The 25,135-nt window shown below is 57.4% G+C and carries 37 protein-coding genes and 2 pseudogenes; 32 read left to right on the top strand and 7 right to left on the bottom strand.

The genetic code is table 11. The features are described 5' to 3' along the window. The 28 genes and pseudogenes from PVA19_RS11940 to rplQ form a co-directional block, all read left to right on the top strand. Positions 1 to 97 (top strand): annotated as a pseudogene (locus PVA19_RS11940) (elongation factor Tu); the annotation flags it as partial. Positions 98 to 516: 419 nt separating this feature from the next. After that, positions 517 to 825 carry a 30S ribosomal protein S10 gene (gene rpsJ / locus PVA19_RS11935; protein WP_003507767.1) on the top strand — a complete coding sequence of 103 codons (309 nt, stop codon included), beginning with the start codon at positions 517 to 519 and terminating at the stop codon, positions 823 to 825. Between the two features lie 171 nt (positions 826 to 996). After that, positions 997 to 1,638, top strand: a complete 642-nt coding sequence (gene rplC / locus PVA19_RS11930; RefSeq protein WP_062427536.1) for a 50S ribosomal protein L3 — start codon at positions 997 to 999, stop codon at positions 1,636 to 1,638. Between the two features lie 12 nt (positions 1,639 to 1,650). Further along, positions 1,651 to 2,271, top strand: a complete 621-nt coding sequence (gene rplD, locus PVA19_RS11925; protein ID WP_062427535.1) for a 50S ribosomal protein L4 — start codon at positions 1,651 to 1,653, stop codon at positions 2,269 to 2,271. After that, complete coding sequence (locus tag PVA19_RS11920; protein ID WP_027677427.1) at positions 2,268 to 2,561, top strand: 50S ribosomal protein L23; 294 nt, start codon at positions 2,268 to 2,270, stop codon at positions 2,559 to 2,561. The genes rplD and PVA19_RS11920 overlap by 4 nt, the downstream gene beginning before the upstream one ends. Before the next feature lie 44 nt (positions 2,562 to 2,605). Further along, complete coding sequence (gene rplB / locus PVA19_RS11915; protein WP_062427534.1) at positions 2,606 to 3,442, top strand: 50S ribosomal protein L2; 837 nt, start codon at positions 2,606 to 2,608, stop codon at positions 3,440 to 3,442. A 15-nt stretch (positions 3,443 to 3,457) separates the two neighbouring features. Then, entirely contained in the window at positions 3,458 to 3,736 is a 279-nt protein-coding gene (rpsS, locus tag PVA19_RS11910) for a 30S ribosomal protein S19 (RefSeq protein WP_027677425.1), read from the top strand. Positions 3,737 to 3,738: 2 nt separating this feature from the next. Continuing rightward, positions 3,739 to 4,128, top strand: a complete 390-nt coding sequence (gene rplV / locus PVA19_RS11905; protein WP_062427533.1) for a 50S ribosomal protein L22 — start codon at positions 3,739 to 3,741, stop codon at positions 4,126 to 4,128. Then, the gene (gene rpsC, locus PVA19_RS11900; protein ID WP_062427532.1) at positions 4,128 to 4,859 is read left to right on the top strand and encodes a 30S ribosomal protein S3; all 732 of its coding nucleotides are present in this window, start codon (positions 4,128 to 4,130) and stop codon (positions 4,857 to 4,859) included. The genes rplV and rpsC overlap by 1 nt, the downstream gene beginning before the upstream one ends. Positions 4,860 to 4,897: 38 nt before the next feature. Continuing rightward, positions 4,898 to 5,311 (top strand): 50S ribosomal protein L16, encoded by a 414-nt coding sequence (rplP, locus tag PVA19_RS11895; RefSeq protein ID WP_027677422.1) that lies wholly within the window; start codon positions 4,898 to 4,900, stop codon positions 5,309 to 5,311. Between the two features lie 12 nt (positions 5,312 to 5,323). Beyond that, positions 5,324 to 5,524 carry a 50S ribosomal protein L29 gene (gene rpmC, locus PVA19_RS11890; RefSeq protein ID WP_027677421.1) on the top strand — a complete coding sequence of 67 codons (201 nt, stop codon included), beginning with the start codon at positions 5,324 to 5,326 and terminating at the stop codon, positions 5,522 to 5,524. An 11-nt stretch (positions 5,525 to 5,535) separates the two neighbouring features. After that, on the top strand, positions 5,536 to 5,772 hold the full coding sequence (gene rpsQ / locus PVA19_RS11885; protein ID WP_027677420.1) for a 30S ribosomal protein S17: 237 nt from the start codon (positions 5,536 to 5,538) through the stop codon (positions 5,770 to 5,772). Positions 5,773 to 6,007: 235 nt separating this feature from the next. Then, positions 6,008 to 6,376, top strand: coding sequence for a 50S ribosomal protein L14 (gene rplN, locus PVA19_RS11880; protein ID WP_027677419.1), 369 nt, complete (start codon positions 6,008 to 6,010; stop codon positions 6,374 to 6,376). Positions 6,377 to 6,388: 12 nt separating this feature from the next. Next, on the top strand, positions 6,389 to 6,697 hold the full coding sequence (gene rplX / locus PVA19_RS11875) for a 50S ribosomal protein L24 (RefSeq protein ID WP_062427531.1): 309 nt from the start codon (positions 6,389 to 6,391) through the stop codon (positions 6,695 to 6,697). Next, on the top strand, positions 6,690 to 7,247 hold the full coding sequence (rplE, locus tag PVA19_RS11870; RefSeq protein ID WP_062427530.1) for a 50S ribosomal protein L5: 558 nt from the start codon (positions 6,690 to 6,692) through the stop codon (positions 7,245 to 7,247). Before rplX ends, rplE begins: the two co-directional genes overlap by 8 nt. 33 nt (positions 7,248 to 7,280) lie before the next feature. Continuing rightward, positions 7,281 to 7,586 carry a 30S ribosomal protein S14 gene (rpsN, locus tag PVA19_RS11865; protein WP_062427529.1) on the top strand — a complete coding sequence of 102 codons (306 nt, stop codon included), beginning with the start codon at positions 7,281 to 7,283 and terminating at the stop codon, positions 7,584 to 7,586. 12 nt (positions 7,587 to 7,598) lie between these two features. Then, complete coding sequence (gene rpsH, locus PVA19_RS11860; protein ID WP_062427528.1) at positions 7,599 to 7,997, top strand: 30S ribosomal protein S8; 399 nt, start codon at positions 7,599 to 7,601, stop codon at positions 7,995 to 7,997. 42 nt (positions 7,998 to 8,039) lie between these two features. After that, positions 8,040 to 8,573, top strand: a complete 534-nt coding sequence (rplF, locus tag PVA19_RS11855; RefSeq protein WP_062427527.1) for a 50S ribosomal protein L6 — start codon at positions 8,040 to 8,042, stop codon at positions 8,571 to 8,573. A 12-nt stretch (positions 8,574 to 8,585) separates the two neighbouring features. Further along, complete coding sequence (gene rplR / locus PVA19_RS11850) at positions 8,586 to 8,948, top strand: 50S ribosomal protein L18 (RefSeq protein ID WP_062427526.1); 363 nt, start codon at positions 8,586 to 8,588, stop codon at positions 8,946 to 8,948. 128 nt (positions 8,949 to 9,076) lie between these two features. Next, positions 9,077 to 9,646, top strand: a complete 570-nt coding sequence (gene rpsE / locus PVA19_RS11845; protein ID WP_062427525.1) for a 30S ribosomal protein S5 — start codon at positions 9,077 to 9,079, stop codon at positions 9,644 to 9,646. Between the two features lie 11 nt (positions 9,647 to 9,657). Next, positions 9,658 to 9,864: a 50S ribosomal protein L30 gene (gene rpmD / locus PVA19_RS11840; protein ID WP_062440744.1), complete on the top strand. Its 207-nt coding sequence runs from the start codon at positions 9,658 to 9,660 to the stop codon at positions 9,862 to 9,864. A gap of 16 nt (positions 9,865 to 9,880) precedes the next feature. After that, positions 9,881 to 10,360, top strand: a complete 480-nt coding sequence (gene rplO / locus PVA19_RS11835; protein WP_062427523.1) for a 50S ribosomal protein L15 — start codon at positions 9,881 to 9,883, stop codon at positions 10,358 to 10,360. A 358-nt stretch (positions 10,361 to 10,718) separates the two neighbouring features. Then, positions 10,719 to 12,059 carry a preprotein translocase subunit SecY gene (secY, locus tag PVA19_RS11830; RefSeq protein ID WP_062427522.1) on the top strand — a complete coding sequence of 447 codons (1,341 nt, stop codon included), beginning with the start codon at positions 10,719 to 10,721 and terminating at the stop codon, positions 12,057 to 12,059. Then, on the top strand, positions 12,056 to 12,670 hold the full coding sequence (locus PVA19_RS11825) for an adenylate kinase (RefSeq protein WP_062427521.1): 615 nt from the start codon (positions 12,056 to 12,058) through the stop codon (positions 12,668 to 12,670). The genes secY and PVA19_RS11825 overlap by 4 nt, the downstream gene beginning before the upstream one ends. Before the next feature lie 224 nt (positions 12,671 to 12,894). Next, complete coding sequence (gene rpsM / locus PVA19_RS11820) at positions 12,895 to 13,263, top strand: 30S ribosomal protein S13 (protein WP_062427520.1); 369 nt, start codon at positions 12,895 to 12,897, stop codon at positions 13,261 to 13,263. Between the two features lie 137 nt (positions 13,264 to 13,400). Further along, positions 13,401 to 13,790 (top strand): 30S ribosomal protein S11, encoded by a 390-nt coding sequence (rpsK, locus tag PVA19_RS11815; protein ID WP_062427519.1) that lies wholly within the window; start codon positions 13,401 to 13,403, stop codon positions 13,788 to 13,790. A gap of 185 nt (positions 13,791 to 13,975) precedes the next feature. After that, positions 13,976 to 14,986, top strand: a complete 1,011-nt coding sequence (locus PVA19_RS11810) for a DNA-directed RNA polymerase subunit alpha (RefSeq protein ID WP_003495228.1) — start codon at positions 13,976 to 13,978, stop codon at positions 14,984 to 14,986. 117 nt (positions 14,987 to 15,103) lie between these two features. Continuing rightward, a complete protein-coding gene (rplQ, locus tag PVA19_RS11805; protein ID WP_062427518.1) occupies positions 15,104 to 15,529 on the top strand; it encodes a 50S ribosomal protein L17 in 426 nt (141 codons plus the stop codon). A 601-nt stretch (positions 15,530 to 16,130) separates the two neighbouring features. Here rplQ and PVA19_RS11800 read toward each other — a convergent pair. Then, the gene (locus PVA19_RS11800; protein WP_274102543.1) at positions 16,131 to 16,508 is read right to left on the bottom strand and encodes a hypothetical protein; all 378 of its coding nucleotides are present in this window, start codon (positions 16,506 to 16,508) and stop codon (positions 16,131 to 16,133) included. Between the two features lie 186 nt (positions 16,509 to 16,694). Next, a complete protein-coding gene (locus tag PVA19_RS11795; RefSeq protein ID WP_274102604.1) occupies positions 16,695 to 17,552 on the bottom strand; it encodes a DUF817 domain-containing protein in 858 nt (285 codons plus the stop codon). Positions 17,553 to 17,632: 80 nt separating this feature from the next. Between PVA19_RS11795 and PVA19_RS11790 the strand changes: the two genes are divergently transcribed. Beyond that, complete coding sequence (locus PVA19_RS11790; protein ID WP_440598713.1) at positions 17,633 to 18,040, top strand: DUF2809 domain-containing protein; 408 nt, start codon at positions 17,633 to 17,635, stop codon at positions 18,038 to 18,040. On the opposite strand, the gene msrQ is transcribed toward PVA19_RS11790, so the two are convergent. The 3 genes from msrQ to PVA19_RS11775 form a co-directional block, all read right to left on the bottom strand. Further along, complete coding sequence (gene msrQ / locus PVA19_RS11785; RefSeq protein ID WP_274102541.1) at positions 18,015 to 18,671, bottom strand: protein-methionine-sulfoxide reductase heme-binding subunit MsrQ; 657 nt, start codon at positions 18,669 to 18,671, stop codon at positions 18,015 to 18,017. The genes PVA19_RS11790 and msrQ overlap by 26 nt on opposite strands. A gap of 1 nt (position 18,672) precedes the next feature. After that, a complete protein-coding gene (gene msrP / locus PVA19_RS11780; RefSeq protein ID WP_113179761.1) occupies positions 18,673 to 19,614 on the bottom strand; it encodes a protein-methionine-sulfoxide reductase catalytic subunit MsrP in 942 nt (313 codons plus the stop codon). 191 nt (positions 19,615 to 19,805) lie between these two features. After that, a complete protein-coding gene (locus PVA19_RS11775) occupies positions 19,806 to 20,258 on the bottom strand; it encodes a hypothetical protein (protein ID WP_274102540.1) in 453 nt (150 codons plus the stop codon). Between the two features lie 260 nt (positions 20,259 to 20,518). Here PVA19_RS11775 and ilvD point away from each other — a divergent pair, with 260 nt between their 5' ends. Continuing rightward, positions 20,519 to 22,354, top strand: coding sequence for a dihydroxy-acid dehydratase (ilvD, locus tag PVA19_RS11770; RefSeq protein ID WP_062427511.1), 1,836 nt, complete (start codon positions 20,519 to 20,521; stop codon positions 22,352 to 22,354). Between the two features lie 116 nt (positions 22,355 to 22,470). Here the strand turns inward: ilvD and PVA19_RS22420 are convergent. Beyond that, positions 22,471 to 22,785: pseudogene (locus PVA19_RS22420) on the bottom strand (GNAT family N-acetyltransferase); the annotation flags it as partial. 141 nt (positions 22,786 to 22,926) lie between these two features. On the opposite strand from PVA19_RS22420, the gene PVA19_RS11765 reads away from it, so the two are divergent. Together PVA19_RS11765 and PVA19_RS11760 are read left to right on the top strand one after the other, a co-directional pair. Further along, on the top strand, positions 22,927 to 23,604 hold the full coding sequence (locus tag PVA19_RS11765; RefSeq protein ID WP_274102539.1) for an SDR family oxidoreductase: 678 nt from the start codon (positions 22,927 to 22,929) through the stop codon (positions 23,602 to 23,604). A gap of 161 nt (positions 23,605 to 23,765) precedes the next feature. Beyond that, a complete protein-coding gene (locus PVA19_RS11760) occupies positions 23,766 to 24,767 on the top strand; it encodes a serine hydrolase domain-containing protein (RefSeq protein ID WP_274102538.1) in 1,002 nt (333 codons plus the stop codon). On the opposite strand, the gene PVA19_RS11755 is transcribed toward PVA19_RS11760, so the two are convergent. Beyond that, positions 24,764 to 25,117: a lysozyme inhibitor LprI family protein gene (locus PVA19_RS11755; protein ID WP_062440774.1), complete on the bottom strand. Its 354-nt coding sequence runs from the start codon at positions 25,115 to 25,117 to the stop codon at positions 24,764 to 24,766. The two genes, PVA19_RS11760 and PVA19_RS11755, sit on opposite strands and share 4 nt — an antisense overlap. Positions 25,118 to 25,135 lie beyond the last annotated feature (18 nt).

Here is a 25,135-nt window from a genome sequence, read left to right as displayed (position 1 = left end):
GATCGTTCCGATCGCGATGGAAGAAAAGCTGCGCTTCGCTATCCGCGAAGGCGGCCGTACCGTCGGCGCCGGCATCGTTGCCTCGATCATCGAGTAATCGACGACCGACGATGCCGTAAGCTTGCCGACGGCACTTAAGATTGCAGATGGCGGGCAAGCGCGATCTGCAGGTAGCGTCGGCATCGTTGCCTTGATTGTCGGGGAATCTCGACGTCTGAAATTCTAATTGACGGCGGTGCAAACACACCGCCGTCAGTTGTTTGATGAAAAAGCGTATCGGCGCTGCACTTTTAGTGCTTGAAAATTTCGGTGAAAGCGCGTAAACGCGCACTCACGTTCACCGCTGGATTCGCAATGCGTTGCGAAGCCGGGTGATTTCGCAATACAGACTACTGAAATGATTGGGGTGCGCCCTTCGCATTCCTCTCGATTTTTGAAAATCTGCGGCGCCACGATTAACTAGGTTCATGTATTTCCGCGTGCGGAAATCAATAATAAAGAACAAGGACAAGACGAATGAACGGCCAGAATATCCGTATCCGCCTCAAGGCGTTTGACCACCGGATCCTCGATGCCTCCACCCGTGAAATCGTGTCGACCGCCAAGCGCACCGGCGCCAGCGTTCGCGGCCCGGTTCCGCTGCCTACCCGCATTGAAAAATTTACTGTCAACCGCTCTCCCCACGTGGACAAGAAGAGCCGTGAGCAGTTCGAAATGCGGACGCACAAGCGTCTTCTCGACATCGTTGACCCCACCCCGCAGACTGTTGACGCGCTGATGAAGCTCGACCTCGCTGCTGGCGTTGACGTGGAAATCAAGCTCTAAGACCTCGGCCTGACCTTGCGAAAGTAAGGGCCGATATAACAAGGAAGGTACGTGGAGCAATCCAACGTCTTCCAATCCGGAGACCGGAAACATCGTGAGATGTCGAAGGGAACTCCCTAACAAAGGCCGAGCAAGGGTTTTCCCTTCAAGGCTCGCAAGAGGATTGAACCAATGCGTTCAGGTGTGATTGCACAGAAAGTGGGAATGACCCGCGTCTACAACGACGCTGGTGAGCATATTCCCGTAACGGTCCTGCGTATGGACAACGTACAAGTCGTTGCCCAGCGTACGGAAGACAAGAATGGCTATACCGCAGTTCAGCTCGGTGCCGGCCAGTCCAAGGTCAAGAACACGACAAAGGCGCTTCGCGGCCATTTTGCTGCTGCCAATGTCGAGCCGAAAGCAAAGCTCGTCGAATTCAAGGTCTCCAGCGAGAACCTGATCGACGTCGGTGCAACACTGACCGCAAATCATTTTCAAGCCGGCCAACTGGTCGACGTCACCGGAACAACGATCGGTAAGGGTTTTGCCGGTTCGATGAAGCGTCACAACTTCGGTGGTGGCCGCGCATCGCACGGTAACTCGATCTCTCACCGTGCGCACGGTTCGACGGGTTCCAACCAGGATCCTGGTCGCGTGTGGAAGGGTAAGCGCATGGCTGGTCATATGGGCCAGACCCGCGTCACCACCCAGAATCTGGAAGTGGTTTCGACCGATGAGGATCGCGGTTTGATCCTCGTGAAGGGCGCCGTTCCCGGTTCCAAGGGTTCCTGGATCATCGTCCGCGACGCCGTCAAGTCGGCTGCGAAGTAAGGGAGCCTTATCATGGAATTGAACGTCACAACCCTCGAGGGAAAAGACGCCGGCAAGGTAGCCCTGTCGGACGCAATCTTCGGCCTCGATCCACGCCAGGACATCCTGGCCCGCGTTGTGCGCTGGCAGCTTGCTAAGAAGCAGCAGGGCACGCACAAGACCAAGAACCGTTCGGAAGTTTCCCGCACGGGTGCAAAGATGTACAAGCAGAAGGGTACGGGCCGCGCTCGTCACCATTCGGCTCGCGCACCGCAGTTCCGCGGCGGCGGCAAGGCCCACGGCCCAGTCGTTCGCAGCCACGCTCACGACCTTCCTAAGAAGGTTCGCGCGCTCGGCCTGCGTCTCGCCCTGTCTGCAAAGGCAAAGGCCGAAGAACTGATCATCGTCGATCAGCTGATTGCATCGGACGCAAAGACAAAGGCTCTGCTGGGCAACTTCGCTTCGCTCGGCCTGACCAACGCTCTCGTTATCGGCGGCGCAGAACTTGATGGCAACTTCAAGCTCGCGGCTCAGAACATCCCGAATGTGGACGTTCTGCCGGTACAGGGCATCAATGTTTACGACATCCTGCGCCGTGGCAAGCTCGTGCTTTCCAAGGCTGCTGTAGAGGCTCTGGAGGAGCGGTTCAAATGACGGATCTTCGCCACTACGATGTGATCGTATCTCCCTCGATCACGGAAAAGTCGACGCTGGTATCCGAACAGAACCAGGTCGTATTCAACGTCGCCAAGGACGCTTCCAAGCCTGAAATCAAGGCTGCCGTGGAAGCTCTCTTCGGCGTCAAGGTCACGGGTGTGAACACGCTTATCCGCAAGGGTAAGACGCGCCGTTTCCGTGGATTCGCTGGCAAGCAGAAGGACGTCAAGAAGGCGATCGTGACACTTGCTGAAGGTCAATCCATCGACGTGTCCACCGGACTCTAAAGGTTAGGCCCAAGCGGGCAAAGACCCAAAAGGGAACAAATACAATGGCATTGAAAAGTTTCAATCCGACCACACCTAGCCAGCGTCAGCTGGTTATTGTGGACCGCGCTTCGCTCTACAAGGGCAAGCCGGTAAAGGCTCTTACACAGGGCCTCAGCTCGAAGGGTGGCCGTAACAACCAGGGCCGGATCACCGTTCGTTTCCAGGGCGGCGGTCACAAGCGGACCTACCGTCTGGTTGACTTCAAGCGTCGTAAGTTCGACGTTGAAGGTACGGTTGAACGTCTGGAATATGACCCTAACCGCACCGCATTCATCGCGCTCGTGACATACACGGACGGCGAACAGGCTTACATTCTCGCGCCACAGCGTCTCGCTGCCGGTGACAAGGTGATCGCCTCCGACAAGGCAGTGGACGTAAAGCCCGGCAACACCATGCCGCTGCAGTTCATTCCGGTCGGCTCGATCATCCACAACGTCGAGATGAAGCCGGGCAAGGGCGGCCAGATCGCTCGCTCCGCCGGTACCTATGCACAGCTCGTGGGCCGCGATGCCGGTATGGCGATCCTGCGTCTCAACTCCGGTGAACAGCGTCTGGTGCACGGCTCCTGCCTCGCATCGATCGGCGCTGTTTCCAACGCTGACCACGGCAACATCAACGATGGCAAGGCCGGTCGTTCGCGTTGGCGCGGCAAGCGTCCGCATGTTCGCGGCGTTGTCATGAACCCGGTCGACCACCCGCACGGTGGTGGTGAAGGTCGCACGTCCGGTGGTCGTCATCCTGTGACGCCATGGGGCAAGCCTACCAAGGGCAAGCGTACCCGCTCGAACAAGTCGACTGACAAGTTCATCATGCGTTCGCGCCATCAGCGCAAGAAGTAAGAGAGGAAGTCTCAAGTGGCTCGTTCAGTATGGAAAGGTCCGTTTGTTGACGGCTATCTTCTCGCTAAGGCTGAGAAGGTGCGCGCAGGCGGACGCAGTGAAGTAATCAAGATCTGGAGCCGTCGCTCCACGATCCTGCCGCAGTTCGTTGGTCTGACCTTCGGCGTTTACAACGGCAGCAAGCATGTGCCCGTCTCTGTCAACGAAGACATGGTCGGTCACAAGTTCGGTGAATTCTCTCCGACCCGGACCTATTACGGTCATGGCGCGGACAAGAAGGCAAAGAGGAAGTAATCATGGCGAAGGCTAAGACCGAACGCCGGCTGAAGGACAACGAGGCTCAGGCCGTTGCCCGTACGCTTCGCGTCAGCCCCCAGAAACTGAACCTGGTTGCCGCTCTTATCCGTGGCAAGAAGGTTGATCGCGCTCTCGCCGAGCTCGAGTTCTCGCGCAAGCGTATCGCTTCCACCGTCAAGAAGACGCTGGAATCGGCTATCGCAAACGCCGAAAACAACCATGACCTCGACGTCGACGCTCTCGTCGTCGCCGAGGCCTATGTTGGCAAGTCCATCACCATGAAGCGTTTCCACGCTCGTGGCCGTGGTCGTGCATCGCGCATCGAAAAGCCGTTCTCGCACCTCACGATCGTTGTTCGTGAAGCCGAGGAAAAAGGGGAGGCCGCATAATGGGTCAGAAAATCAATCCAATCGGCTTCCGCCTGGGCATCAACCGTACGTGGGACAGCCGTTGGTACGCTGACACTTCCGAGTACGGCAACCTCCTGCATGAAGACCTCGCTATCCGTGCCTACCTCGTGAAGGAACTGAAGCAGGCCGGTATTGCAAAGGTCGTTATCGAGCGCCCACACAAGAAGTGCCGCGTTACGATCCACTCCGCTCGTCCGGGCCTCATCATCGGCAAGAAGGGCGCTGACATCGAGAAGCTTCGCAAGAAGATCTCCGAGATGACCAGCTCCGAAACGCACCTCAACATCGTTGAAGTGCGCAAGCCGGAAGTCGACGCAACGCTCGTTGCACAGTCGATTGCCCAGCAGCTGGAACGCCGCGTGGCTTTCCGTCGCGCCATGAAGCGCGCCGTACAGTCCGCTCTGCGCCTTGGCGCAGAAGGCATCAAGATCACCTGCGCAGGCCGTCTCGGCGGCGCGGAAATCGCTCGTACCGAATGGTACCGCGAAGGCCGCGTTCCGCTTCACACGCTGCGTGCAGACATCGACTACGGTACGGCTGAAGCCGAAACCGCATTCGGCATCTGCGGCATCAAGGTCTGGATCTTCAAGGGCGAAATCCTTGAGCACGATCCTATGGCTTCCGAGCGTCGTGCGCTCGAAGGCGATGCTCAGGGTCCTGCAAGCCGTGAGCGTGGCGATCGCAACGATCGTCGTCGCGAAAACGCTTGATTGACGCTGGCGAAAGATAAGCTCGGAGAAGTAAGAAAATGTTGCAGCCAAAGCGTACAAAGTACCGCAAGCAGTTCAAGGGACGCATCAAGGGCGTTGCCAAGGGCGGCTTTGACCTGGCATTCGGTGAATTCGGCTTGAAGTCGCAGGAACCGAACCGCGTGAATGCACGCGAGATCGAAGCGGCCCGCCGCGCGATCACGCGTTACATGAAGCGCGCAGGTCGCGTTTGGATCCGTGTATTCCCCGATACTCCGGTTACGGCTAAGCCGACCGAAGTTCGTATGGGTAAGGGCAAGGGTTCGGTTGATTACTGGGCATGCAAGGTCAAGCCTGGTCGTATGATGTTCGAGATCGACGGTGTTTCCGAGGAGATCGCCCGCGAGGCGCTTCGTCTCGGCGCTGCCAAGCTCTCGGTCAAGACGCGCTTCGTACAGCGCATCGCAGAGTAAGGAGCAAGGCAAATGAAAGCCGAAGATATTCGCGGCCTCAGCGCCGACCAGCTCAAGGACAAGTTGGCTGACCTGAAAAAGGAACAGTTCAACCTGCGTTTCCAGAAGGCCACCGGCCAGCTGGAAAAGTCCTCGCGCATCAACGAAGTCCGTAAGGACATCGCCCGGATCAAAACCATTGCTGCCCAAAAGGCCGCAGAAGCCAAGGCCTAAGGAAGAATACTATGCCTAAACGCATTCTCCAGGGCGTCGTTGTATCCGACAAGAACGAGAAGACTGTCGTAGTCCGTGTTGAGCGCCGATTCGCTCACCCCTTGCTGCAGAAGACCGTTCGTCGTTCTAAGAAGTACAAGGCGCACGACGAAAACAACCAATACAAGGTCGGCGATGTGGTTTCCATTGAGGAATGCGCACCGATCTCCAAGGATAAGCGCTGGACGGTGGTTGCCGCTCACGCTTAATTTCAACGGAATCGCGCCAGGTGTCTTGCACTTGGCGCGAAAATCTGTATGAAGCAGCGCAAGGACGCTCGTAACCCGAGCGTCTTTTGCTTTGATGCGCACGGAAGGTCCCTTTGGGAAACCACCCTGGCAAGATTTCTTCCGCGCAAAGACAGAGATTTCATAAGCTGGAACAGGGGGCAGCATCCATGATGTATGCCCAACCGGTCCGGTAACAACAAGAAGGCGACCTGACATGATTCAGATGCAAACAAACCTCGACGTGGCGGATAATTCCGGCGCACGTCGTGTCATGTGCATCAAGGTGCTGGGCGGCTCCAAGCGCAAGTACGCTTCCGTGGGCGACATTATCGTCGTTTCCATCAAGGAAGCTATTCCGCGCGGCCGCGTCAAGAAGGGCGACGTGATGAAGGCGGTTGTTGTGCGTACCGCCAAGGACATCCGCCGCGCCGACGGCAGCGTCATCCGTTTCGATAACAACGCAGCTGTTCTTATCGACAACAAGAAAGAGCCGATCGGCACCCGTATCTTCGGACCGGTTCCTCGCGAGCTTCGCGGCAAGAACCACATGAAGATCATCTCGCTGGCTCCAGAAGTACTGTAAGGAGCACGAGCGATGCAGAAGATTCGTAAAGGCGACAAGGTTGTCGTATTGACCGGTAAGGACAAGGGCCGTACCGGCGAAGTAATCCAGGTAATGCCGAAGGAAGACCGTGCTGTTGTGCGTGGCGTCAACATGGTGAAGCGTCACCAGCGCCAGACCCAGAGCCAGGAAGCCGGCATTATCAACAAGGAAGCATCCTTGCACATCTCCAACATTGCCATCGCCGATAAGGATGGCAAGCCGACTCGCGTTGGCTTCAAGGTTGTAGAAGGCAAGAAGGTCCGTGTGGCCAAGCGTTCGGGAGAAGTCATCGATGGCTGAGACCAAGTACGAACCGCGTCTCAAGACGGAATACGTAAACCGTATCCGCGGCGCCATGCAGGAGAAGTTCTCCTACGCTAACGTCATGATGATCCCCAAGCTGGACAAGATCGTGATCAACATGGGTGTGGGTGAGGCGACTGCCGACTCCAAGAAGCCCACGGTTGCTGCAGGCGATCTGGCTGCTATTGCAGGTCAGAAGCCGGTCGTGACCCGCGCCCGCAACTCGATTGCTGGCTTCAAGGTTCGCGAAGGCATGCCAATCGGTGCGAAGGTTACTCTTCGCGGCGCACGCATGTACGAATTCCTTGATCGTCTGGTCAACATCGCGCTTCCGCGCGTTCGCGACTTCCGGGGCCTGAACCCGAAGAGCTTTGACGGCCGTGGCAACTTCGCCATGGGCATCAAGGAACACATTGTGTTCCCAGAAATCAACTACGACAAGGTTGATCAGATGTGGGGCATGGACATCATCGTTTGCACGACGGCGCCGACCGACGACGAAGCACGGGCTCTTTTGACAGAGTTCAACTTCCCGTTCCGTCAGTAACCGTAACGACGAGCGTAGAAAAGGAACTCCGATATGGCGAAAACAAGCGCAGTTGAAAAGAACAAGCGCCGCCGCAAGACAGTTGCCTCCCAGGCCGGCAAGCGTGCCGCCCTCAAGGCCATCGTCATGAACCAGTCCCTTCCGATCGAAGAGCGGTTCCAGGCAACTCTGAAGCTCGCTTCGCTGCCGCGTGACGGCTCGAAGACGCGTATCCGCAACCGCTGCGAAGTAACGGGCCGTCCGCGCGCGTTCTATCGCAAGCTCAAGATGTCGCGTATCGCGCTTCGTGAGCTGGGCAATTCCGGCAAGGTGCCGGGCATTGTCAAGTCGAGCTGGTAAGGAGACGGGCACATGACCATGACTGATCCTTTGGGTGATATGCTCACCCGCATCCGCAATGGTGCTTCCCGTCGCAAGTCTTCGGTTAGCACACCTGCTTCCAGCCTCCGCGCACGCGTTCTCGACGTGCTGCAGGCTGAAGGCTACATCCGCGGTTATTCCAAGGTCGATTTTGAAAACGGCAAGTCCGAATTCACCATCGAGCTGAAGTACTACGAAGGTGCGTCGGTGATCCGTGAGATCGGCCGCGTATCCAAGCCGGGCCGCCGAGTTTATGTCTCGGTTAAGTCCATTCCGCAGGTCGCGAACGGCCTCGGCATCACCATCCTTTCGACCCCGAAGGGTGTGATGGCCGATCACCAGGCTCGCGAACAGAACGTTGGTGGCGAGGTTCTCTGCTCGGTCTTCTAAGGCCGAGTAAGGATCTCCGTAACGGACAGACAGGATAGAAATATGTCTCGTATCGGTAAAAAGCCCGTTCAGGTTCCCGCAGGTGTGACGGCCAACGTTGAAGGCCAGAAGATTACTGCCAAGGGTCCAAAGGGCGAACTGTTCTTCGTCGCAAATGACGATATCCAGCTCAAGCTGGAAGACAACGGCGTTTCGGTACAGCCGTCCAACAACACCAAGGAAGCTCGTTCCAAGTGGGGCATGTCCCGCACGATGATCGAGAACATCTTTAAGGGTGTCAAGGATGGCTACGAGCGCAAGCTCGAAATCAACGGCGTCGGTTACCGTGCCGCCATGCAGGGCAAGAACCTGCAGCTGGCTCTCGGTTTCTCGCATGACGTTGTCTACGAGCCGCCGCAGGGTATCACCATCGCCGTGCCGAAGCCGACGGAAATCATCGTTTCCGGCATCAACAAGCAGCAGGTCGGTCAGGTTGCCGCGGAAATCCGCGAATACCGTGGTCCCGAGCCCTACAAGGGCAAAGGCGTCAAGTACGCTGAAGAACGGATCGTCCGCAAAGAAGGCAAGAAGAAGTAAGGAACTCGCGAAATGGCTAGCAGGAAAGAAGCACTTGCACGTCGTGCGAACCGTGTACGCCGCCAGCTCAAGGCGGTTGCTAACGGTCGCCCGCGCCTGTCGGTTCATCGCTCGTCGAAGAACATCTACGCTCAGATCATCGATGATGTTGCAGGCAAGACGCTCGCGTCTGCCTCCACGCTCGAAGCCGATCTGCGCTCGTCGCTGAAGACCGGCGCTGACGTTGCGGCTGCTGCCGTCGTTGGCAAGCTGGTTGCCGAGCGCGCTGGCAAGGCTGGCGTCAAGGATGTCGTATTCGACCGTGGCGCATTCATCTATCACGGTCGCGTCAAGGCCCTGGCAGATGCTGCCCGCGAAGGCGGTCTGAACTTCTAAGACTTTATCCACCCGGGCGCATGTCGCACCGGGTGGATTTTCACCGGGCCAACCGGACTTCAGCAATGGAGCCGGAGGGCCTACTTTCGTTTGCCGTTCGATACCGGAAAAGAAAAAGGAAAAGGACAATGGCACAGGAAAAAAGAGGTTCTCGCGACGATCGCCAGAACCGCGAAGAGCGCGATAGCGAATTCGTCGACAAGCTGGTCGCGATCAACCGCGTTGCTAAGGTTGTTAAGGGTGGCCGTCGTTTCGGCTTCGCAGCTCTCGTCGTCGTCGGCGACCAGAAGGGCCGCGTTGGCTTTGGTCACGGCAAGGCTCGTGAAGTTCCAGAAGCAATCCGCAAGGCAACTGAAGCTGCCAAGCGCGATCTGATCTTCGTTCCGCTGCGCGATGGCCGTACGCTGCACCACGACGTTAACGGTCGCCACGGCGCCGGCAAGGTTCTGTTGCGCTCCGCCAAGGCTGGTACCGGTATCATCGCCGGTGGTCCAATGCGCGCTGTTTTCGAAACGCTCGGCGTTCACGACGTTGTTGCCAAGTCTACGGGCTCTTCGAACCCGTACAACATGGTCCGTGCAACGTTTGACGCCCTGAAGCATCAGGTTCATCCGAAGGACATCGCTGCTCAGCGTGGTCTCAAGTATGCAACCCTTCAGTCACGTCGCGTCGCATCCGGCGTCGCTTCTGAAGAGTAAGGATCTGGATCATGGCCAAGAACACTACTGAAGCCAAGAAGACTGTTACGGTCGAACAGATCGGCAGCCCAAACCGCCGCCCGGAGATCCAGCGTCAGACGCTGATCGGCCTGGGTCTTAACAAGATGCACCGTCAGCGCACGCTGGAAGATACGCCTTCTGTTCGTGGCATGATTCGTGCGGTCCAGCATCTCGTTCGCGTCGTAGACGAGAAGTGAGACGGAGGAACCTATCATGAAACTCAATGAAATCAGAGACAACGAAGGCGCCACCAAAGACCGTATCCGCGTAGGTCGCGGTATCGGCTCCGGCAAGGGCAAGACCGGTGGTCGCGGCGTCAAGGGTCAGAAGGCTCGTTCGGGCGTTGCCATCAACGGCTTCGAAGGCGGTCAGATGCCAATCTACCGTCGTCTGCCGAAGCGCGGCTTCACCAACATCTTCGCTTCCGAATACGTGACCGTTTCGCTCGGCCGCGTTCAGGCTGCGATCGATGCTGGCAAGCTCGACGCCAAGGCAACGGTTGATGCCGCTGCTCTCAAGGCTGCTGGCGTGATCCGTCGTCCGAAAGACGGCGTGCGTATCCTGGCCGACGGCGAGCTAACGGCAAAGGTGGCTTTCGAAGTCGCCGGCGCTTCCAAGCCTGCGCTTGAAAAAATCGAGAAGGCTGGTGGGTCCATCAAGCTTCTCGTTGTTGCGCCGGAAGCTTCCGAGTAATATATGATCTCTGAACGCCCGGGGTGTTTCGCCCCGGGCGTTTCTCTTTACGCTACGTAAGTCTTTGAAAATCTAATCGATTTGACGGAAATGCGCAGCGACTCATTGCGATCTCGCATGTCTCGCGCTCAAAATGCCGCAGCGTGCAGCGCAAGTGAGTGCCTCACAGTCCTTGAACTCCCTTTGACCTTGAACTCGGTAGGGGGAGGGGATAGGACATACGAAAACAAGGGTGAGGCATGATTGCGACGTTACAGTCGCTTTCCGTCCGAAGCCCGGTTTTTGAACCAGTATCTTTATGGACCCTGCCGGAGACGCCGTTCACCGTGCTGCTGGATAGGGTCATGCGGAGAAATTTATGGCTTCAGCAGCGGAACAACTGGCCTCAAACCTGAATTTTTCGACCTTCGCCAAGGCTGAAGATCTGAAAAAGCGCCTCTGGTTTACCCTTGCCGCACTTCTCGTCTATCGCCTCGGCACGCATATTCCGCTTCCCGGTCTGAACCCGGAAGCCTATGCCCAGGCATTTCGCGGTCAGGCGAACGGCATTCTCGGTCTCTTCAACATGTTTGCGGGCGGCGCTGTCGAGCGCATGGCGATCTTCGCGCTCGGCATCATGCCTTACATCTCCGCTTCGATCATCGTTCAGCTGATGACATCGGTCGTGCCGTCGCTGGAATCCTTGAAAAAGGAAGGCGAAGCAGGCCGCAAGATCATCAACCAGTACACCCGCTACGGCACTGTGCTGCTGGGTACGCTGCAGGCCTACGGCATTTCCGTCGGGCTCGAGAGCGGTGCTGGCCTCGTTGTCGACCCAGGTCTGTTCTTCCGCGTCTCCACCGTCCTCACGCTGCTTGGCGGCACGATGTTCCTGATGTGGCTTGGCGAGCAGATCACCTCGCGCGGTATCGGCAACGGTATTTCGCTAATTATCTTTGCGGGTATCGCTGCTGGTCTGCCGAAGGCTCTGGCCGGTACGCTGGAGCTTGGCCGCACAGGAGCGCTGTCCACGACGCTGATTCTCACTGTCGTCATCGTCGCCATCCTGGTGATCGCGCTGATCGTCTTCGTCGAACGCGCCCAGCGCCGTCTTCTGATCCAGTATCCGAAGCGTCAGGTCGGCAACCGCATGTTCCAGGGCGACACCTCGCACCTGCCGCTGAAGCTGAACACTGCGGGTGTTATCCCTGCGATCTTCGCGTCCTCGCTGCTGCTCCTGCCGGCAACGGCTGCAGGCTTTACCAACAGCACGAACCTTCCTTCCTGGGCGACGACGATCATTGCGTCTCTCCAGCATGGCCAGCCGCTCTTCATGCTGTTCTACGGCCTGCTGATTGCGTTCTTTGCCTTCTTCTATACGGCGATCGTGTTCAATCCAAAGGACACGGCGGATAATCTGAAGAAGCATGGCGGCTTCATTCCCGGCATTCGTCCCGGCGAGCGCACCGCAGAGTACATTGACTATGTGTTGACACGCATCACGGTTGTCGGCGCGATTTATCTTGTCTTCGTCTGTATCCTTCCTGAGACACTTATTGCCCGTACAGGCATACCGTTAGCCCTTGGTGGTACTTCGCTTTTGATCGTAGTCAGTGTAACTCTGGATACTGTTGCGCAAATCCAGGGCCACCTGATTGCTCAGCAATATGAGGGGCTGATCAAGAAATCGAAACTGCGTGGAGGAAAGAGGGGACGATGAGACTGATATTTTTGGGACCGCCAGGTGCAGGCAAGGGAACACAGGCCAAGCGTCTGACGGACAAGTACGGCATTCCGCAGCTTTCCACCGGCGATATGCTGCGTGCGGCTGTGACTGCTGGAACGGACATCGGCAAGCGCGCCAAGGCGGTGATGGATGCCGGTGGTCTCGTGTCGGACGATATCGTCAACCAGATCGTGTCCGAACGGATCGAGCAGGCTGACTGTGCGAACGGCTTCATTCTCGATGGCTACCCGCGGACGGTACCGCAGGCCAAGGCTCTGAGCGAGAATCTTCAGCAGAAGAACATTCAGCTGGATGCGGTCATCGAGCTCAAGGTCGACGAAGAGGCGCTTGTGCGTCGAATCGAAAATCGTGTGGCTGAGACGATCGCTGCTGGCGGAACCGTTCGCTCGGACGACAATCCGGAAGCCTTCCGCAAGCGCCTCTCCGAGTATCGTGAGAAGACAGCGCCGCTCTCCGAATACTACCGTGAGCAGGGCGAGCTCGTCGTGCTGGACGGGATGGCCGATGTGGATGCGGTGACTGCCGCAATCGCTGGCGCCTTGGAAAAAGACAACAGCCCGGCGGCCTCTGCTGCACGGATCTAAAGAATCTTGGCGGGGCCGGTTGCTTTTTTCAACCGATTCCGTTAAACACCGCGCCAACTCGCGACAACCCAAGCGACTGGCGCGGATTTTCCTTTAGGGAAGGAAAGTCCGGGTTCGGTCGTTTTGACTTGTGACGAACAGGAATTTGAACTGGCGGCAGCATCGTGCCGCTCAAATGGAAGCACCACTTGCCGGATGGCAACTGGAACGCAAGGAGAATAGACGTGGCACGTATCGCTGGCGTCAACATCCCGACGGCTAAGCGCGTTGTTATCGCTTTGACCTATATTCACGGGATCGGTCCGAAATTCGCGCAGGAAATCATGAACAAGGTTGGTCTCTCGGCCGATAAGCGCGTTCATCAGCTGACGGACGCTGAAGTCCTTCAGATCCGCGAAACCATCGACCGCGATTACCAGGTCGAAGGCGATCTTCGTCGCGAAACCGCGATGAACATCAAGCGCCTCATGGACCTCGGTTGCTACCGTGGCCTGCGCCACCGCCGTGGCCTTCCGGTTCGCGGTCAGCGCACGCACACCAACGCTCGTACCCGTAAGGGTCCAGCGAAGGCCATCGCGGGCAAGAAGAAGTAATTTTCCGTTTATGCGGAAGAGGAGGCTGGTGCGAACCGCGCCAGCCTTTCTGAGTTTGGCGCAATGCTCGCAAGCGGGTGGCGCGCCGGTGTAGCCGCTGGTGTTACGGCGGTGAAGAGATCAATGAAAGGACTATCATGGCCAAGGAAGCCGCACGCGTACGCCGTCGCGAACGCAAAAATATCACGTCGGGTGTAGCGCACGTCAACTCGACCTTCAACAACACGATGATCACCATCACCGACGCACAGGGCAACGCGATTGCCTGGTCGTCTGCCGGTGCCAAGGGCTTCAAGGGTTCGCGTAAGTCGACCCCGTTCGCTGCCCAGATCGCTGCTGAAGATTGCGCCAAGAAGGCTCAGGAACATGGCATGAAGTCGCTTGAGGTCGAGGTTTGCGGTCCGGGTTCGGGTCGTGAGTCCGCACTTCGCGCTCTGCAGGCTGCCGGTTTCCTCATCACTTCCATCCGCGACGTGACGCCGATCCCGCACAACGGTTGCCGCCCGCGCAAGAAGCGCCGCGTCTAACGCGTTCTGTCTGGAGGTTCCGCCTTTCCATCGGTCTGGCGGAATTTTCGCGTAATCGGCGTGTGGTTGCCGGCGTGGCCGGTGTGCTTACGCTTGAAACCCTCCGATGAACCTTTGCGGTTCCTCTCGGTGATCATGCTCGGTCCGCCACGATTGGATGGTGGCGGCGAACGGAAGGTTTAAAGATGATTCAAAAGAATTGGCAGGAACTGATCAAGCCGAACAAGGTCGAGTTCACGTCCTCCAGCCGCACCAAGGCAACGCTTGTTGCTGAGCCGCTGGAGCGTGGTTTCGGTCTGACGCTCGGCAACGCGCTGCGTCGCGTGCTCCTGTCGTCTCTGCGTGGCGCCGCTGTTACTGCCGTGCAGATCGACGGCGTCCTGCACGAGTTCTCCTCCATCCCCGGCGTTCGGGAAGATGTGACGGATATCGTGCTCAACATCAAGGAAATCGCCATCAAGATGGACGGCGATGACTCCAAGCGCATGGTCGTGCGCAAGCAGGGCCCTGGTGCCGTTACCGCTGGCGATATCCAGACGGTTGGCGACATCGAGATCCTGAACCCCGACCATGTTATCTGCACGCTCGACGATGGCGCTGAAATCCGCATGGAATTCACCGTCAACAACGGCAAGGGCTATGTGCCTGCAGAGCGTAACCGCGCGGAAGATGCCCCGATCGGCCTCATCCCTGTGGACAGCCTTTATTCTCCGGTCAAGAAAGTGTCCTACAAGGTGGAAAACACCCGTGAAGGTCAGGTTCTCGACTATGACAAGCTGATCATGACGATTGAGACCAACGGTTCGGTTTCCGGCGAAGACGCCGTTGCCTTCGCCGCTCGTATTCTTCAGGACCAACTTGGCGTGTTCGTCAACTTCGACGAGCCGCAGAAGGAAGCAGAAGAAGAATCGGTTACGGAACTGGCGTTCAACCCGGCACTTCTCAAGAAGGTCGACGAGCTCGAGCTGTCCGTTCGTTCGGCAAACTGCCTGAAGAACGACAACATCGTCTATATCGGCGACCTGATCCAGAAGACCGAAGCCGAAATGCTTCGCACGCCGAACTTCGGTCGCAAGTCGCTCAACGAAATCAAGGAAGTTCTCGCTTCCATGGGTCTGCATCTCGGCATGGAAGTGCCCGCATGGCCACCAGAGAACATCGAAGATCTCGCTAAGCGTTACGAAGACCAGTACTAACAAAGAAAAGGCAGGCCCTCAAAGACTGCCTTTCCCCGTCAAACAGCAGACCAGTCGTCTGCATGTGCCAGGAAACGGCAGGACCGGATAGGGAACCTGCACTAAAGGAGAATAGCAATGCGCCACGGAAATTCAGGCCGCAAGCTCAATAGAACCGCCAGCCACCGCAAGGCAATGTTTGCCAACATGGCTGCTTCGCTCATCACCCATGAGCAGATCGTCACCACTCTGCCGAAGGCGAAGGAAATTCGCCCGATCGTAGAAAAGCTGGTCACGCTCGGCAAGCGTGGTGACCTGCACGCTCGTCGTCAGGCCATCTCGCAGATCAAGGACCAGGACGCTGTCCGTAAGCTCTTCGACGCGATTGCAGCTCGTTACGCAAACCGTAACGGCGGCTACATCCGCATCATGAAGGCTGGCTTCCGTCAGGGCGACAACGCGGCTATGGCTGTCGTTGAATTCGTCGAGCGCGACGTCGACGCCAAGGGCGCAGCCGACAAGGCTCGCGTTGCTGCTGAGACGGCTGCTGCCGAAGCTGCATAAGCCTCGCGCTTAAGCATCAAGACTTGAGAAGCCGGGTGAGCGATCACCCGGCTTCTTTGCCTTCTTGCATGGTCGGGCGGGTGAAGCGGTCCGGCACGATGGGGAAGCGGTTGGATGACCGGTGTCGAAATGTCTAGCGCGCCGTGCGTCTCTATTGAACGCACAGAGGATGCTTCATCTTCTTTGATCTACGCATCGTGCTTTGCGAGAATCGATTTCGATTTTCGGGCCGATGCTGTCAGAACCTCCTGGTTCATGCATTGATGTCTCAAGTCGCGGTGTGGCCAGCACTGTGACACCAACGCGGTTTGTATCGGCCGACACAAGCTAGTGCAGGGACACTTTGAAGCGTCGCGGCTTTCTTGCCCAATAGTAGTCGAAAATGCCGATCAATGTTTTCGGTGCGTGGTTTTCTCGGGCCAGACGGTCAAGCGACGTCGGCGGGTGTAGTCTGACGCCTCTCGCTATCAGTTTTGCTCGTTGCTGCTAGGGGATAACGCAGCAAACACCTGTGGCTGTTGCTCATGCAGCGCACCTTCGTTGTGCGCATGACGCCATTGCGAGATACCCCGGCGTCCGTCCATGAGAGGCTTTGACCGGCCTACTGTTTTTCTGGGAAACGCGCGTCGCAAAGGGTGACGAAGCGCTTCATGGAGTCGGGGTCTTTGGCAAAGATCGCGGACATCGTGTCGACGTGCTTCTGCAGGTAGGTCCGGGCTTCCGACTTCGACATTCTGTTCTCTTCGAAAGACGCTTCCGCCATCGCAGCGAGTCTGTTGAACCTGCTTTCGTAAGCCTGCGCCTGCGCTCTCGCCTTGGCGGATTTTGGACCATCCTGCAACGCGTGGGCGTTGATGATGAAGGTCGCTCCACACTGGAACATGTAATCCGTCTGGGAGGGGCCAGGCTTGGCGGTGGAGGCGGCTAAAGCCGGAGCGCTGGACAGGCTTGCCAGAAGAATGAAGATACCAATACGCAACGCCGGTTCCTTTCAAGAGAGGCAGAACGTTTCGTGGTCATCACGCAGATCTTCACGACGTCATGTCGGCGGCCGTATCCGGCATAAGACTTGAAGATAGGCCTCATCTGAAGGTCTGTAAATTATGGTTTCTCGTACGATTTTTCGGAGTGAAACAAAACCTTTAGGTGTGTTTGTAGTCTGCCTCTACTCCGGGATGAAGATTCTGTGTTTGATATGCTTCAAATGGCAGACGATGGTGAAAGTCATGATGACGAGCAGCGACCACGAACTCCATTTGCCGAGGCTCACTGCGGACCATGCGCCGAGTTGGTTGGGGTAGCTCCAGATGGCAAAGAAGGTAGAGATGTTTTCCGCCAGCCAAACGAAGAAGCCGATGAGGATGAAGGAAAGAAGCAGTGGCATCTCCCGATCCCTGTCATAAGGGCGGTAGGTCACTGTGGTGCGGGCATAAAGGCCCAGCGCGCAGGCGGCGATGTACCAGCGATAGTCGCCAATATAGTGATGGGTGAAGAAGTTGGCGTAGATCGCAAGCGCGATCAGCGTTGCCATCCAGTAAGGCGGATGATGGCGAATTCTCAAATCGAATAGCCGCCACGCTTGAATGATGTAGCTGCCGACGGCCGCGTACATAAAGCCGGAAAACAGAGGCACACCTAAGACTTTGCTGTAAGCGAAGTCTTGGTAGGACCATGACTGGATGGCGCCGGATGTCTTGAACAATTCCAGCGCGAAGCCGACGATGTGAAACAGGAAGATCGCTTTCGCCTCATCGAGCGTCTCGAGCTTGCTCCAGATCATGAAGATCTGGATCGTCAACGCAATGACGAGAAGAACGTCGTAGCGCGGCAGACCGAAGAGGCCGGCACGCGGCACCAGAAAGATGGACAGGAAGAACAGCCCGGCAAATAGGCAGGCTCTGGCATTCTTGATACCGAAGTAGAGGAATTCAACGGCAAAGCGCCTGATGCCGCTCAAGCCTCCCCAAGGCCGCGCGTCACAAAGATAATGATCCAGGAATGACAGACGGGTTGCCGGGAACATTGTATCGGATACCAAGGTCTATGCTCCTGTTTACCGGCGTCGCGAAATGGGTGAGGGAATCGACGTAAGGCAGGATGATGATGATCGATAGCGGCAAATTTTATGCGTCCCGAGTGCTGATCCTGTCAGGCCTCATCCTCGTCATTCTGGCGGGACTGGCGCTGCGTCGTTACGGATACATGATCGGACTGCCATTCCTCATCGTCAAATATGGCGGTTCGGTGTTGTGGGGCGCGATGGTCTATCTTCTGGCGGCGCTGCTATTCGTGAACCACAGGACGCAGCTTTTCATCATCGCCGCCACGTGCTGCTTCGCTATCGCTGTGGAGTTGTTGAGATTGGTGCATTTCCCGGCGCTGGATACATTCCGCGACACGGCGACCGGCACCTTGCTGCTCGGCCGCGTGTTCTCGCCGTGGAATATCCTTTGCTATTTCGCCGGTATCGGAATGGCTGCCGCGATCACGCTGCAGGTCGCGAAGCGGTAGCGGCTCTGCGGGCTCTGCGCCGCGCCATGATGGTTGGCCGGATCAGGCGATAGCCGAGGAGCAGGATCGTGAGGGTGATGTAGAAGGCCGGTTCCAGCGTCAGGCTCTTGCGCGCCAGAACGAAGTGAAGAACGGCGACGATGAGCACCGGATAGGCGAGCTTATGGAGCGTGTTCCATCGCGAGCCGAGGTTGCGGATCGACCAGCGGTTCGAGGTCAATGCCAGGGGCAGAAGCATTGCCAGTCCCGCCATGCCGAACATGATGTAGGGGCGTCTCAGAACATCGCCGATGATGGAGCTGAAGACCAGACCGCGATCGAGCGTCAAATAGACCGCAAAATGCGCCAGCACATAATAGAAGGCCAAGAGGCCGAGGGCGCGTCGATAGGCAATCAGGTTGATGTTGAACAGATCGCGCAGTGGGGTCACCAGCAGCCCAAGGCAGAGGAAGCGCAGAGCCCAGATGCCCAGCAGATGCTCGAAATCCTTGACGGGATTAAATCCAAGCCCACCTGTCGCGGCCAGGTAAAAATACCACAGGCCGGGACAGAGGCCGAGGATGTAGAGTGCCCAGATGGCGGCGGGCTGGTAGCGTTTGGGCAAGGAAGGCAGGGGCAGGGCGAATGCCATGTCAATAATTCGCCTTCAAGTCCAGGCCGGTATAGAGGCTAGCAACGTCTTCATAGCCGTTGAACATCAGCGTCGGCCGGTTCTTGACGCTGAAGAAGCCGCCTTCGCCGATGCGCTGCTCCGTGGCCTGGCTCCAGCGGGGATGATCGACGTTAGGATTGACGTTGGAATAGAAGCCGTATTCCCGCGCGTTGGAGTTTTTCCACGTGGTTTCGGGCTGTTTCTCGACCAGCGAAATGCGGACGATCGACTTGATGCCCTTGAAGCCGTATTTCCAAGGAACCACGAGGCGGATCGGCGCGCCGTTCTGGTTCGGTAGGGTCTCGCCATAGAGGCCGACAGCCAGGATCGTCAGTGGATGACGGGCCTCGTCGAGGCGCAGGCCTTCGACATAGGGCCAGTTGAGCGGCTGGAAAAGCCCGCTTTGACCCGGCATCTCATCGGGGCGAACGACGGTCTCGAAGGAGACAAATTTCGCACTGCCGAGTGGCTCTACCTTGTCGAGAAGGCTTGCCAGCGGAAAGCCGATCCATGGGATCGCCATCGACCAGCCTTCGACGCAGCGCATGCGGTAAGGGCGCTCCTCAAGATCGAACTTCATCAACTCTTCAAGCCCGAACTCTCTCGGCTTGCCGACGAGACCGTCGACCTTCACGGTCCAGGGCGTCGGTTTGAACTTTCCGGAGTTTTCTTTCGGGTCGGATTTGCCGACGCCGAATTCATAGAAGTTGTTGTAGCTGGTGACGGCATCAAGCGGCGTCAGTTGCTCATCCAGCTTATAGGCGCCCGGCTTTGCCGTCAGTGGCGCCGCGACCGCTTCGCGACCCGTCAGCCCGATGGCCGCGAGCCCCGCCGCCGTGCCGAGAAAGCGACGCCTGGAGAGATAAACATCGCGCGGCGTGATTTCGCTGGAGGCGATACGGGGTGGGCGATAGACGGGCATCGAAATCTCCTGAGAAACAGGTGCTGCACCGGACGTGCATGATGAGGCAAGTCCATATGATATGATCCTGGTTTACGGCAAACAACAGGCGTCGGTTCACTTAATCGCGCGAAAGTGAAAGCGTGGTGCAATATGTTCGTCTGCTATGACGAGCGAGCGCCCTTCTTTGTAAAACAAGTTCTACATTCTGGTCAGATAGGTGGACGAAGGATTGGTTCGCTGGGTACTGTAATGACGGAGATTTCGCCGATTTTTTTCCTTGGGCGCTGGACGAGATAGTGCATGACGCTCGGCGACTCGCCCTCGAAAAGATTGAAGGTTTCCTGGCCCCTAAAGGTGATACGCGCTTGACCTGTATGGAACGAGCAGGGCGAGGCGCAGGCAACGGTCAGTGTGTTTGGGTAGATACCGTTTGCCTGACCTAACTCGATACCCACCGTAATGCCGAGCTTTGGTTCCGAAATGATGGCGCAGTTCCTGCCGCTTTCGCAGGCTGCTGTCGCGATGAGCGGCTCCTTGGACGCGTCAAGGAGAACTGCTACCCGAACCTGTTGGACTTTTACTTCGGCTGCCTGGGACATGCAGGTCAATGCCAACAACGATGCTGGCGCTATTCTGAGTGTCCGCAGAAGCATTACGATCATTGAAATCTCCAACCTTGGATCGTCCTCACAGACAGTCGCGTCAACTGGCACCTATGCGTGTCACGCATCGTATCACCCTCAGTACAGGTGAGAAACAAATGAATTGGCGTACCGTACCGCACCGTACTGTTTTGCCGCAAGGTGACAGTGACAGGAGTTTGCGAATGGAGTAGAAGACGCGTCAGATTTTAAGCGGGCAGGGCGCGTTGATGTGCCTGGGAGATATGCCCGCGAGTTTGAGAGAACCGAGGAATAACGAGATGCCTGTCTATCGCTCCAGAACGACAACCCATGGCCGCAACATGGCGGGTGCGCGTGGCCTTTGGCGCGCCACCGGTATGAAGGATGGCGATTTCGGTAAGCCGATCATTGCGGTGGTGAACTCCTTCACGCAGTTCGTGCCTGGTCACGTTCACCTGAAGGATCTCGGCCAGCTCGTCGCGCGCGAGATCGAGGCGGCGGGCGGCGTTGCCAAGGAATTCAATACGATCGCCGTGGATGATGGTATCGCCATGGGTCACGATGGCATGCTCTATTCGCTACCGTCGCGCGAGATCATCGCGGACTCCGTCGAATATATGGTCAATGCGCATTGCGCCGATGCCATGGTTTGCATCTCCAACTGCGACAAGATCACGCCCGGCATGCTGAATGCCGCGATGCGTCTCAACATTCCTGCCGTCTTCGTCTCCGGCGGCCCGATGGAAGCCGGTAAGGTCGTTCTGCATGGCAAGACCGTTGCGCTCGATCTGGTCGATGCCATGGTTGCTGCTGCCGATGACAAGGTTTCCGATGAAGACGTGAAGATCATCGAGCGCTCGGCCTGTCCGACCTGCGGTTCGTGCTCGGGCATGTTCACGGCCAACTCGATGAACTGCTTGACGGAGGCGCTTGGTCTTTCTCTGCCCGGCAACGGCTCGACGCTCGCGACCCACTCCGATCGCAAGCGTCTCTTCGTTGAAGCCGGTCACCTGATCGTCGATCTGGCACGTCGCTATTACGAGCAGGATGACGAGACCGTGCTGCCGCGCACCATCGCTTCCAAGGCCGCATTCGAGAACGCCATGTCGCTCGATATCGCCATGGGCGGTTCCACCAATACGGTTCTGCATATTCTGGCAGCGGCGCATGAAGGTGGAATCGAATTTACGATGGAAGACATCGACCGGCTTTCGCGCAAGGTCCCTTGCCTTTCCAAGGTCGCGCCTGCCAAGCAGGACGTGCATATGGAAGACGTGCACCGCGCCGGCGGCATCATGCGTATTCTGGGTGAACTCGACCGTGGCGGCCTCATCAATCGCGATTGCCATACTGTTCATGAGCCCACGCTGGGTGACGCTATCGACCGCTGGGATATTACCCGCACCAATTCCGAAACGGTGCGCGAGTTCTTCAAGGCGGCGCCTGGTGGCGTGCCCACCCAGGTTGCCTTCAGCCAGTCTTCGCGCTGGGACGATCTCGATACCGACAGCGAAAACGGCGTTATCCGCTCAGTCGAAAAGCCCTTCTCGAAGGACGGCGGCCTTGCCGTTCTTTACGGCAACATCGCGCTGGATGGCTGCATCGTAAAGACCGCGGGCGTGGACGAAAGCATCTTGAAGTTCAATGGCAGCGCTGTTGTCTATGAAAGCCAGGACGCTGCGGTGAAGGGCATTCTCTCCAACGAGGTCAAGGCGGGCGATGTCGTCGTCATCCGTTATGAAGGCCCGAAGGGCGGCCCCGGCATGCAGGAAATGCTCTATCCGACGAGCTATCTGAAATCCAAGGGTCTGGGCAAAGCCTGCGCGTTGATCACCGATGGTCGTTTCTCCGGCGGCACGTCGGGCCTCTCCATCGGTCACGCCTCTCCGGAAGCGGCCCAGGGCGGCGCCATCGGCCTCGTGCGTCAGGGCGATCTCATCGAGATCGACATCCCCAACCGCACGATCAACCTCAAGGTTTCGGACGCCGAACTTGCGGCCCGTCGCGCGGAGCAGGATCAGCTTGGCTGGAAGCCGGCGGAATTCCGCAAGCGCAACGTTACCACCGCGCTGAAGGCCTATGCCGCCTTTGCATCCAGCGCGGATAAGGGTGCGGTGCGCATTTTGCCGGAGTGAGTTTTCTCCCGGTCTCAGCATGATCTTGTAAAAATGGAAAACGCCCTGACGCGGGCGTTTTTTCATTTCCTTCAACGGATTGGGAGGTTTGGTTATGAAATTGAATCAGGTCCCGATCACCATGCGGATTCTGGATAAGGGCTGAGACTTCGCCTCCATCTTCGGTCGCGGCTTTGAGCGTTTTCCCATGTCAGCCGCTCAAGCTTGTAACGGATAAGGGGCACGACCTTGCTACGCTGACAGCAAAAGGCTCTGGCGACGCCGTTCCTTTCAAACCCCAGCTTCTCCAGCAGATGGCGAGATGCTTTGTTGTCCGCGATCGGGCTGGCATGAAGCGTGTCGATCTCTAGGCACTCGAAAGCATGGTTGATGACAAGACGTGCTGCCTCCGTGGCAAAGCCTTTGCCCCAAGCGCTGCGGCCGAGCCAATAGCCGAATTCACCAACAGCCGTCTCGAACCTTGTTCATCGACCTCATCATGCGCGAGACGTTCGTCGACGCAACCCTTGTTTCAGCATCGGAACAACCCGGCAATCGGAAACGTTGCCGCATGAATTGCTAGGGAGAAAATCATGAAGCGGGCAGTTGTGACCGGCGGCGGTGGCTTGATCGGAACGGGAATTATCGAGGCTTTGTTGGACGACGGCTGGACCGTTGCGTGCTTCGATATCAAGGACACCAAGACAGCGGCGCGCAACATTCTGTGTGACGTGGGAAATGAGACCTCAGTGCTTGCCGCCTTCGATCAGCTTGGTTGGAAAGGGCTTGAACTGCTCGTCAACAACGCCGGTATTGCAAGCCCGGTTAATGGGCCGATCCATGAGCTGTCGCTTGCCGACTGGCGCAAGGTCACCGATAGCCATTTGACGGGCGCCTTCCTGATGACAAGGTCCGCCGTGCCGCTGATGGGCGAGGGTGCGAGCATCGTTAATATGGTCTCGACGCGCGCCTTCATGTCCGAACCGGAAACCGAGGCCTATGCCGCGTCCAAGGGTGGGCTTGTTGCCTTCACCCATGCGCTGGCTGTCAGTCTCGGGCCAAAGATCCGCGTCAATGCGATCGCGCCGGGTTGGGTGACCGATGAAACTGATCTTCGCAAAAAGGACCATGCGCAGCATCCGGTAGGGCGCGTTGGCAGGCCGAAGGATATTGCTGACGCTGTGCTCTATCTAGCGGGTGCCGGCTTCATGACGGGTCAGGTTCTGGTGCTGGATGGTGGAATGACCCGGAAGATGATCTATGAGGAATAACGTTCGTGTTTCTTCAAAAAATGAATCAGGGCGTTGAGATTTTGATTCAGGAAAGTGCTGAAACGCATTGTTTCCAGAATCATTTTCGCCATCGACGCTTTGCGAGTCACAAGGTGGTGATGCTGCTTCCTTTGATCGTGGCAGCGCTTACCTAGGTAGACATGAAACGTCGCACAGCACTCGCACTCCTCGCCTCCCTGCCTTTCGCCACAGCGGTTCGCGCGCAATCGTCAGGCACAAGCGCCGAATTCGATCCCATCCTGGAAGGGGCGGGTTCTCTCCAGACGCTGAAGGCGGTGATCGTCAGCCTCGATGGCGAGGAAGTCGCCTCGCGCGCCTATAATGGTTCATCGCTCAACGGATCGACCAATATCAAGTCCGCGTCCAAGTCGATCGTCTCTGCCCTTGTTGGCATGGCAATCGATCGCAAGATTTTAGAGGGTACCGATCAGCCTATCGCCTCCGTGCTGAGAGCCGACTTTCCCGCGAACTCCGATCCGCGACTGGAACGTGTTACGATCGGCAATCTGCTTTCGATGCAGTCTGGTCTCGCACGCATGTCTGGTCCAAATTACGGGCGCTGGGTCGCGAGCCGAAACTGGGTACGCACAGCCCTCGGCTCGGGCTTCGATGGCGAGCCGGGTGGTGGCATGCTCTATTCGACGGCGTCAACGCATCTCCTCTCGGCCATTTTGACGAAAGCCTCCGGCCGCCCGACGCTGGCGCTTGCCCGAGACTGGTTCAAACCGCTCGATGGGTTTGCCATCGGCAGCTGGGAACGTGATCCGCAGGGCATTTATCTGGGCGGTAACCAGATGGCGATGACGGCGCGTTCGCTCTTGGCTTTCGGAGAATTGTATAGGCGTGGTGGCGTTACCGCCGATGGCGAGCGCATCCTCTCGCAATCATGGATCGACCAGTCCTGGACGCAGCGAACGAACTCGGTGTTCAATGGAGACGGTTATGGCTATTGCTGGTTCATCAAGGAGATGGCGGGAGAGAACGTATTCTACGCCTGGGGCTATGGCGGACAGATGCTCTATATCGTGCCGTCGAAAAAGCTCTCTGTGGTCATGACGTCCCGAGAAGATGCGCCCTCGGCGCGCACGGGTTACCGGGATGCGTTGCAAGGTTTGATGACGAATATCATCGCGGCGAGTTAGAGTGGGCGGTTGATGCTCTGGAATGCTTCGCCAAGTTTAACCATGCGCTCGTCATAAGCCTTGGTAAGGCAGGCGACATCCGCTTCACAGGTCTGGCGACGCTTCAGCCATTCGCTCTGTTCGGTTTTCAGTGCATCACGAGACCCCATGGCCATGAGCTGAGTGAGGATGTCGAAGGTGGTGGCCATTTTCACGTCCTGATCATTCAGGGCGCGGTTCTCGCAGATGGTCTTCTCATCTGCCGCGAGATCAGTCTTGCTGCAATCGAAGCTCGCGGCTCCGACGGGCGATCCATGCGAATAGGAGGCGCAAACAATAAACAGGGCCAGAGCGTGTTTTCGAAACTGCATTTTTCTGTCTCATCTTTC

It is taken from the genome of Agrobacterium sp. CNPSo 3708 (genome assembly GCF_028674915.1).
Lineage (GTDB): Bacteria > Pseudomonadota > Alphaproteobacteria > Rhizobiales > Rhizobiaceae > Agrobacterium > Agrobacterium cavarae.
Note: the sequence above shows the minus strand (reverse complement) of the source record. Positions and strands in the feature narration are given on the sequence as shown.

Coding starts and splice junctions, on each gene's coding strand:
- rpsJ (WP_003507767.1), top strand. CDS start 517: ATGAACGGCCAGAATATCCGTATCCGCCTCAAGGCGTTTGACCACCGG.
- rplC (WP_062427536.1), top strand. CDS start 997: ATGCGTTCAGGTGTGATTGCACAGAAAGTGGGAATGACCCGCGTCTAC.
- rplD (WP_062427535.1), top strand. CDS start 1,651: ATGGAATTGAACGTCACAACCCTCGAGGGAAAAGACGCCGGCAAGGTA.
- PVA19_RS11920 (WP_027677427.1), top strand. CDS start 2,268: ATGACGGATCTTCGCCACTACGATGTGATCGTATCTCCCTCGATCACG.
- rplB (WP_062427534.1), top strand. CDS start 2,606: ATGGCATTGAAAAGTTTCAATCCGACCACACCTAGCCAGCGTCAGCTG.
- rplV (WP_062427533.1), top strand. CDS start 3,739: ATGGCGAAGGCTAAGACCGAACGCCGGCTGAAGGACAACGAGGCTCAG.
- rpsC (WP_062427532.1), top strand. CDS start 4,128: ATGGGTCAGAAAATCAATCCAATCGGCTTCCGCCTGGGCATCAACCGT.
- rplP (WP_027677422.1), top strand. CDS start 4,898: ATGTTGCAGCCAAAGCGTACAAAGTACCGCAAGCAGTTCAAGGGACGC.
- rpmC (WP_027677421.1), top strand. CDS start 5,324: ATGAAAGCCGAAGATATTCGCGGCCTCAGCGCCGACCAGCTCAAGGAC.
- rpsQ (WP_027677420.1), top strand. CDS start 5,536: ATGCCTAAACGCATTCTCCAGGGCGTCGTTGTATCCGACAAGAACGAG.
- rplN (WP_027677419.1), top strand. CDS start 6,008: ATGATTCAGATGCAAACAAACCTCGACGTGGCGGATAATTCCGGCGCA.
- rplX (WP_062427531.1), top strand. CDS start 6,389: ATGCAGAAGATTCGTAAAGGCGACAAGGTTGTCGTATTGACCGGTAAG.
- rplE (WP_062427530.1), top strand. CDS start 6,690: ATGGCTGAGACCAAGTACGAACCGCGTCTCAAGACGGAATACGTAAAC.
- rpsN (WP_062427529.1), top strand. CDS start 7,281: ATGGCGAAAACAAGCGCAGTTGAAAAGAACAAGCGCCGCCGCAAGACA.
- rpsH (WP_062427528.1), top strand. CDS start 7,599: ATGACCATGACTGATCCTTTGGGTGATATGCTCACCCGCATCCGCAAT.
- rplF (WP_062427527.1), top strand. CDS start 8,040: ATGTCTCGTATCGGTAAAAAGCCCGTTCAGGTTCCCGCAGGTGTGACG.
- rplR (WP_062427526.1), top strand. CDS start 8,586: ATGGCTAGCAGGAAAGAAGCACTTGCACGTCGTGCGAACCGTGTACGC.
- rpsE (WP_062427525.1), top strand. CDS start 9,077: ATGGCACAGGAAAAAAGAGGTTCTCGCGACGATCGCCAGAACCGCGAA.
- rpmD (WP_062440744.1), top strand. CDS start 9,658: ATGGCCAAGAACACTACTGAAGCCAAGAAGACTGTTACGGTCGAACAG.
- rplO (WP_062427523.1), top strand. CDS start 9,881: ATGAAACTCAATGAAATCAGAGACAACGAAGGCGCCACCAAAGACCGT.
- secY (WP_062427522.1), top strand. CDS start 10,719: ATGGCTTCAGCAGCGGAACAACTGGCCTCAAACCTGAATTTTTCGACC.
- PVA19_RS11825 (WP_062427521.1), top strand. CDS start 12,056: ATGAGACTGATATTTTTGGGACCGCCAGGTGCAGGCAAGGGAACACAG.
- rpsK (WP_062427519.1), top strand. CDS start 13,401: ATGGCCAAGGAAGCCGCACGCGTACGCCGTCGCGAACGCAAAAATATC.
- PVA19_RS11810 (WP_003495228.1), top strand. CDS start 13,976: ATGATTCAAAAGAATTGGCAGGAACTGATCAAGCCGAACAAGGTCGAG.
- rplQ (WP_062427518.1), top strand. CDS start 15,104: ATGCGCCACGGAAATTCAGGCCGCAAGCTCAATAGAACCGCCAGCCAC.
- PVA19_RS11795 (WP_274102604.1), bottom strand. CDS start 17,552: ATGTTCCCGGCAACCCGTCTGTCATTCCTGGATCATTATCTTTGTGAC.
- PVA19_RS11790 (WP_440598713.1), top strand. CDS start 17,633: ATGATCGATAGCGGCAAATTTTATGCGTCCCGAGTGCTGATCCTGTCA.
- msrQ (WP_274102541.1), bottom strand. CDS start 18,671: ATGGCATTCGCCCTGCCCCTGCCTTCCTTGCCCAAACGCTACCAGCCC.
- msrP (WP_113179761.1), bottom strand. CDS start 19,614: ATGCCCGTCTATCGCCCACCCCGTATCGCCTCCAGCGAAATCACGCCG.
- PVA19_RS11775 (WP_274102540.1), bottom strand. CDS start 20,258: ATGATCGTAATGCTTCTGCGGACACTCAGAATAGCGCCAGCATCGTTG.
- ilvD (WP_062427511.1), top strand. CDS start 20,519: ATGCCTGTCTATCGCTCCAGAACGACAACCCATGGCCGCAACATGGCG.
- PVA19_RS11765 (WP_274102539.1), top strand. CDS start 22,927: ATGAAGCGGGCAGTTGTGACCGGCGGCGGTGGCTTGATCGGAACGGGA.
- PVA19_RS11760 (WP_274102538.1), top strand. CDS start 23,766: ATGAAACGTCGCACAGCACTCGCACTCCTCGCCTCCCTGCCTTTCGCC.
- PVA19_RS11755 (WP_062440774.1), bottom strand. CDS start 25,117: ATGCAGTTTCGAAAACACGCTCTGGCCCTGTTTATTGTTTGCGCCTCC.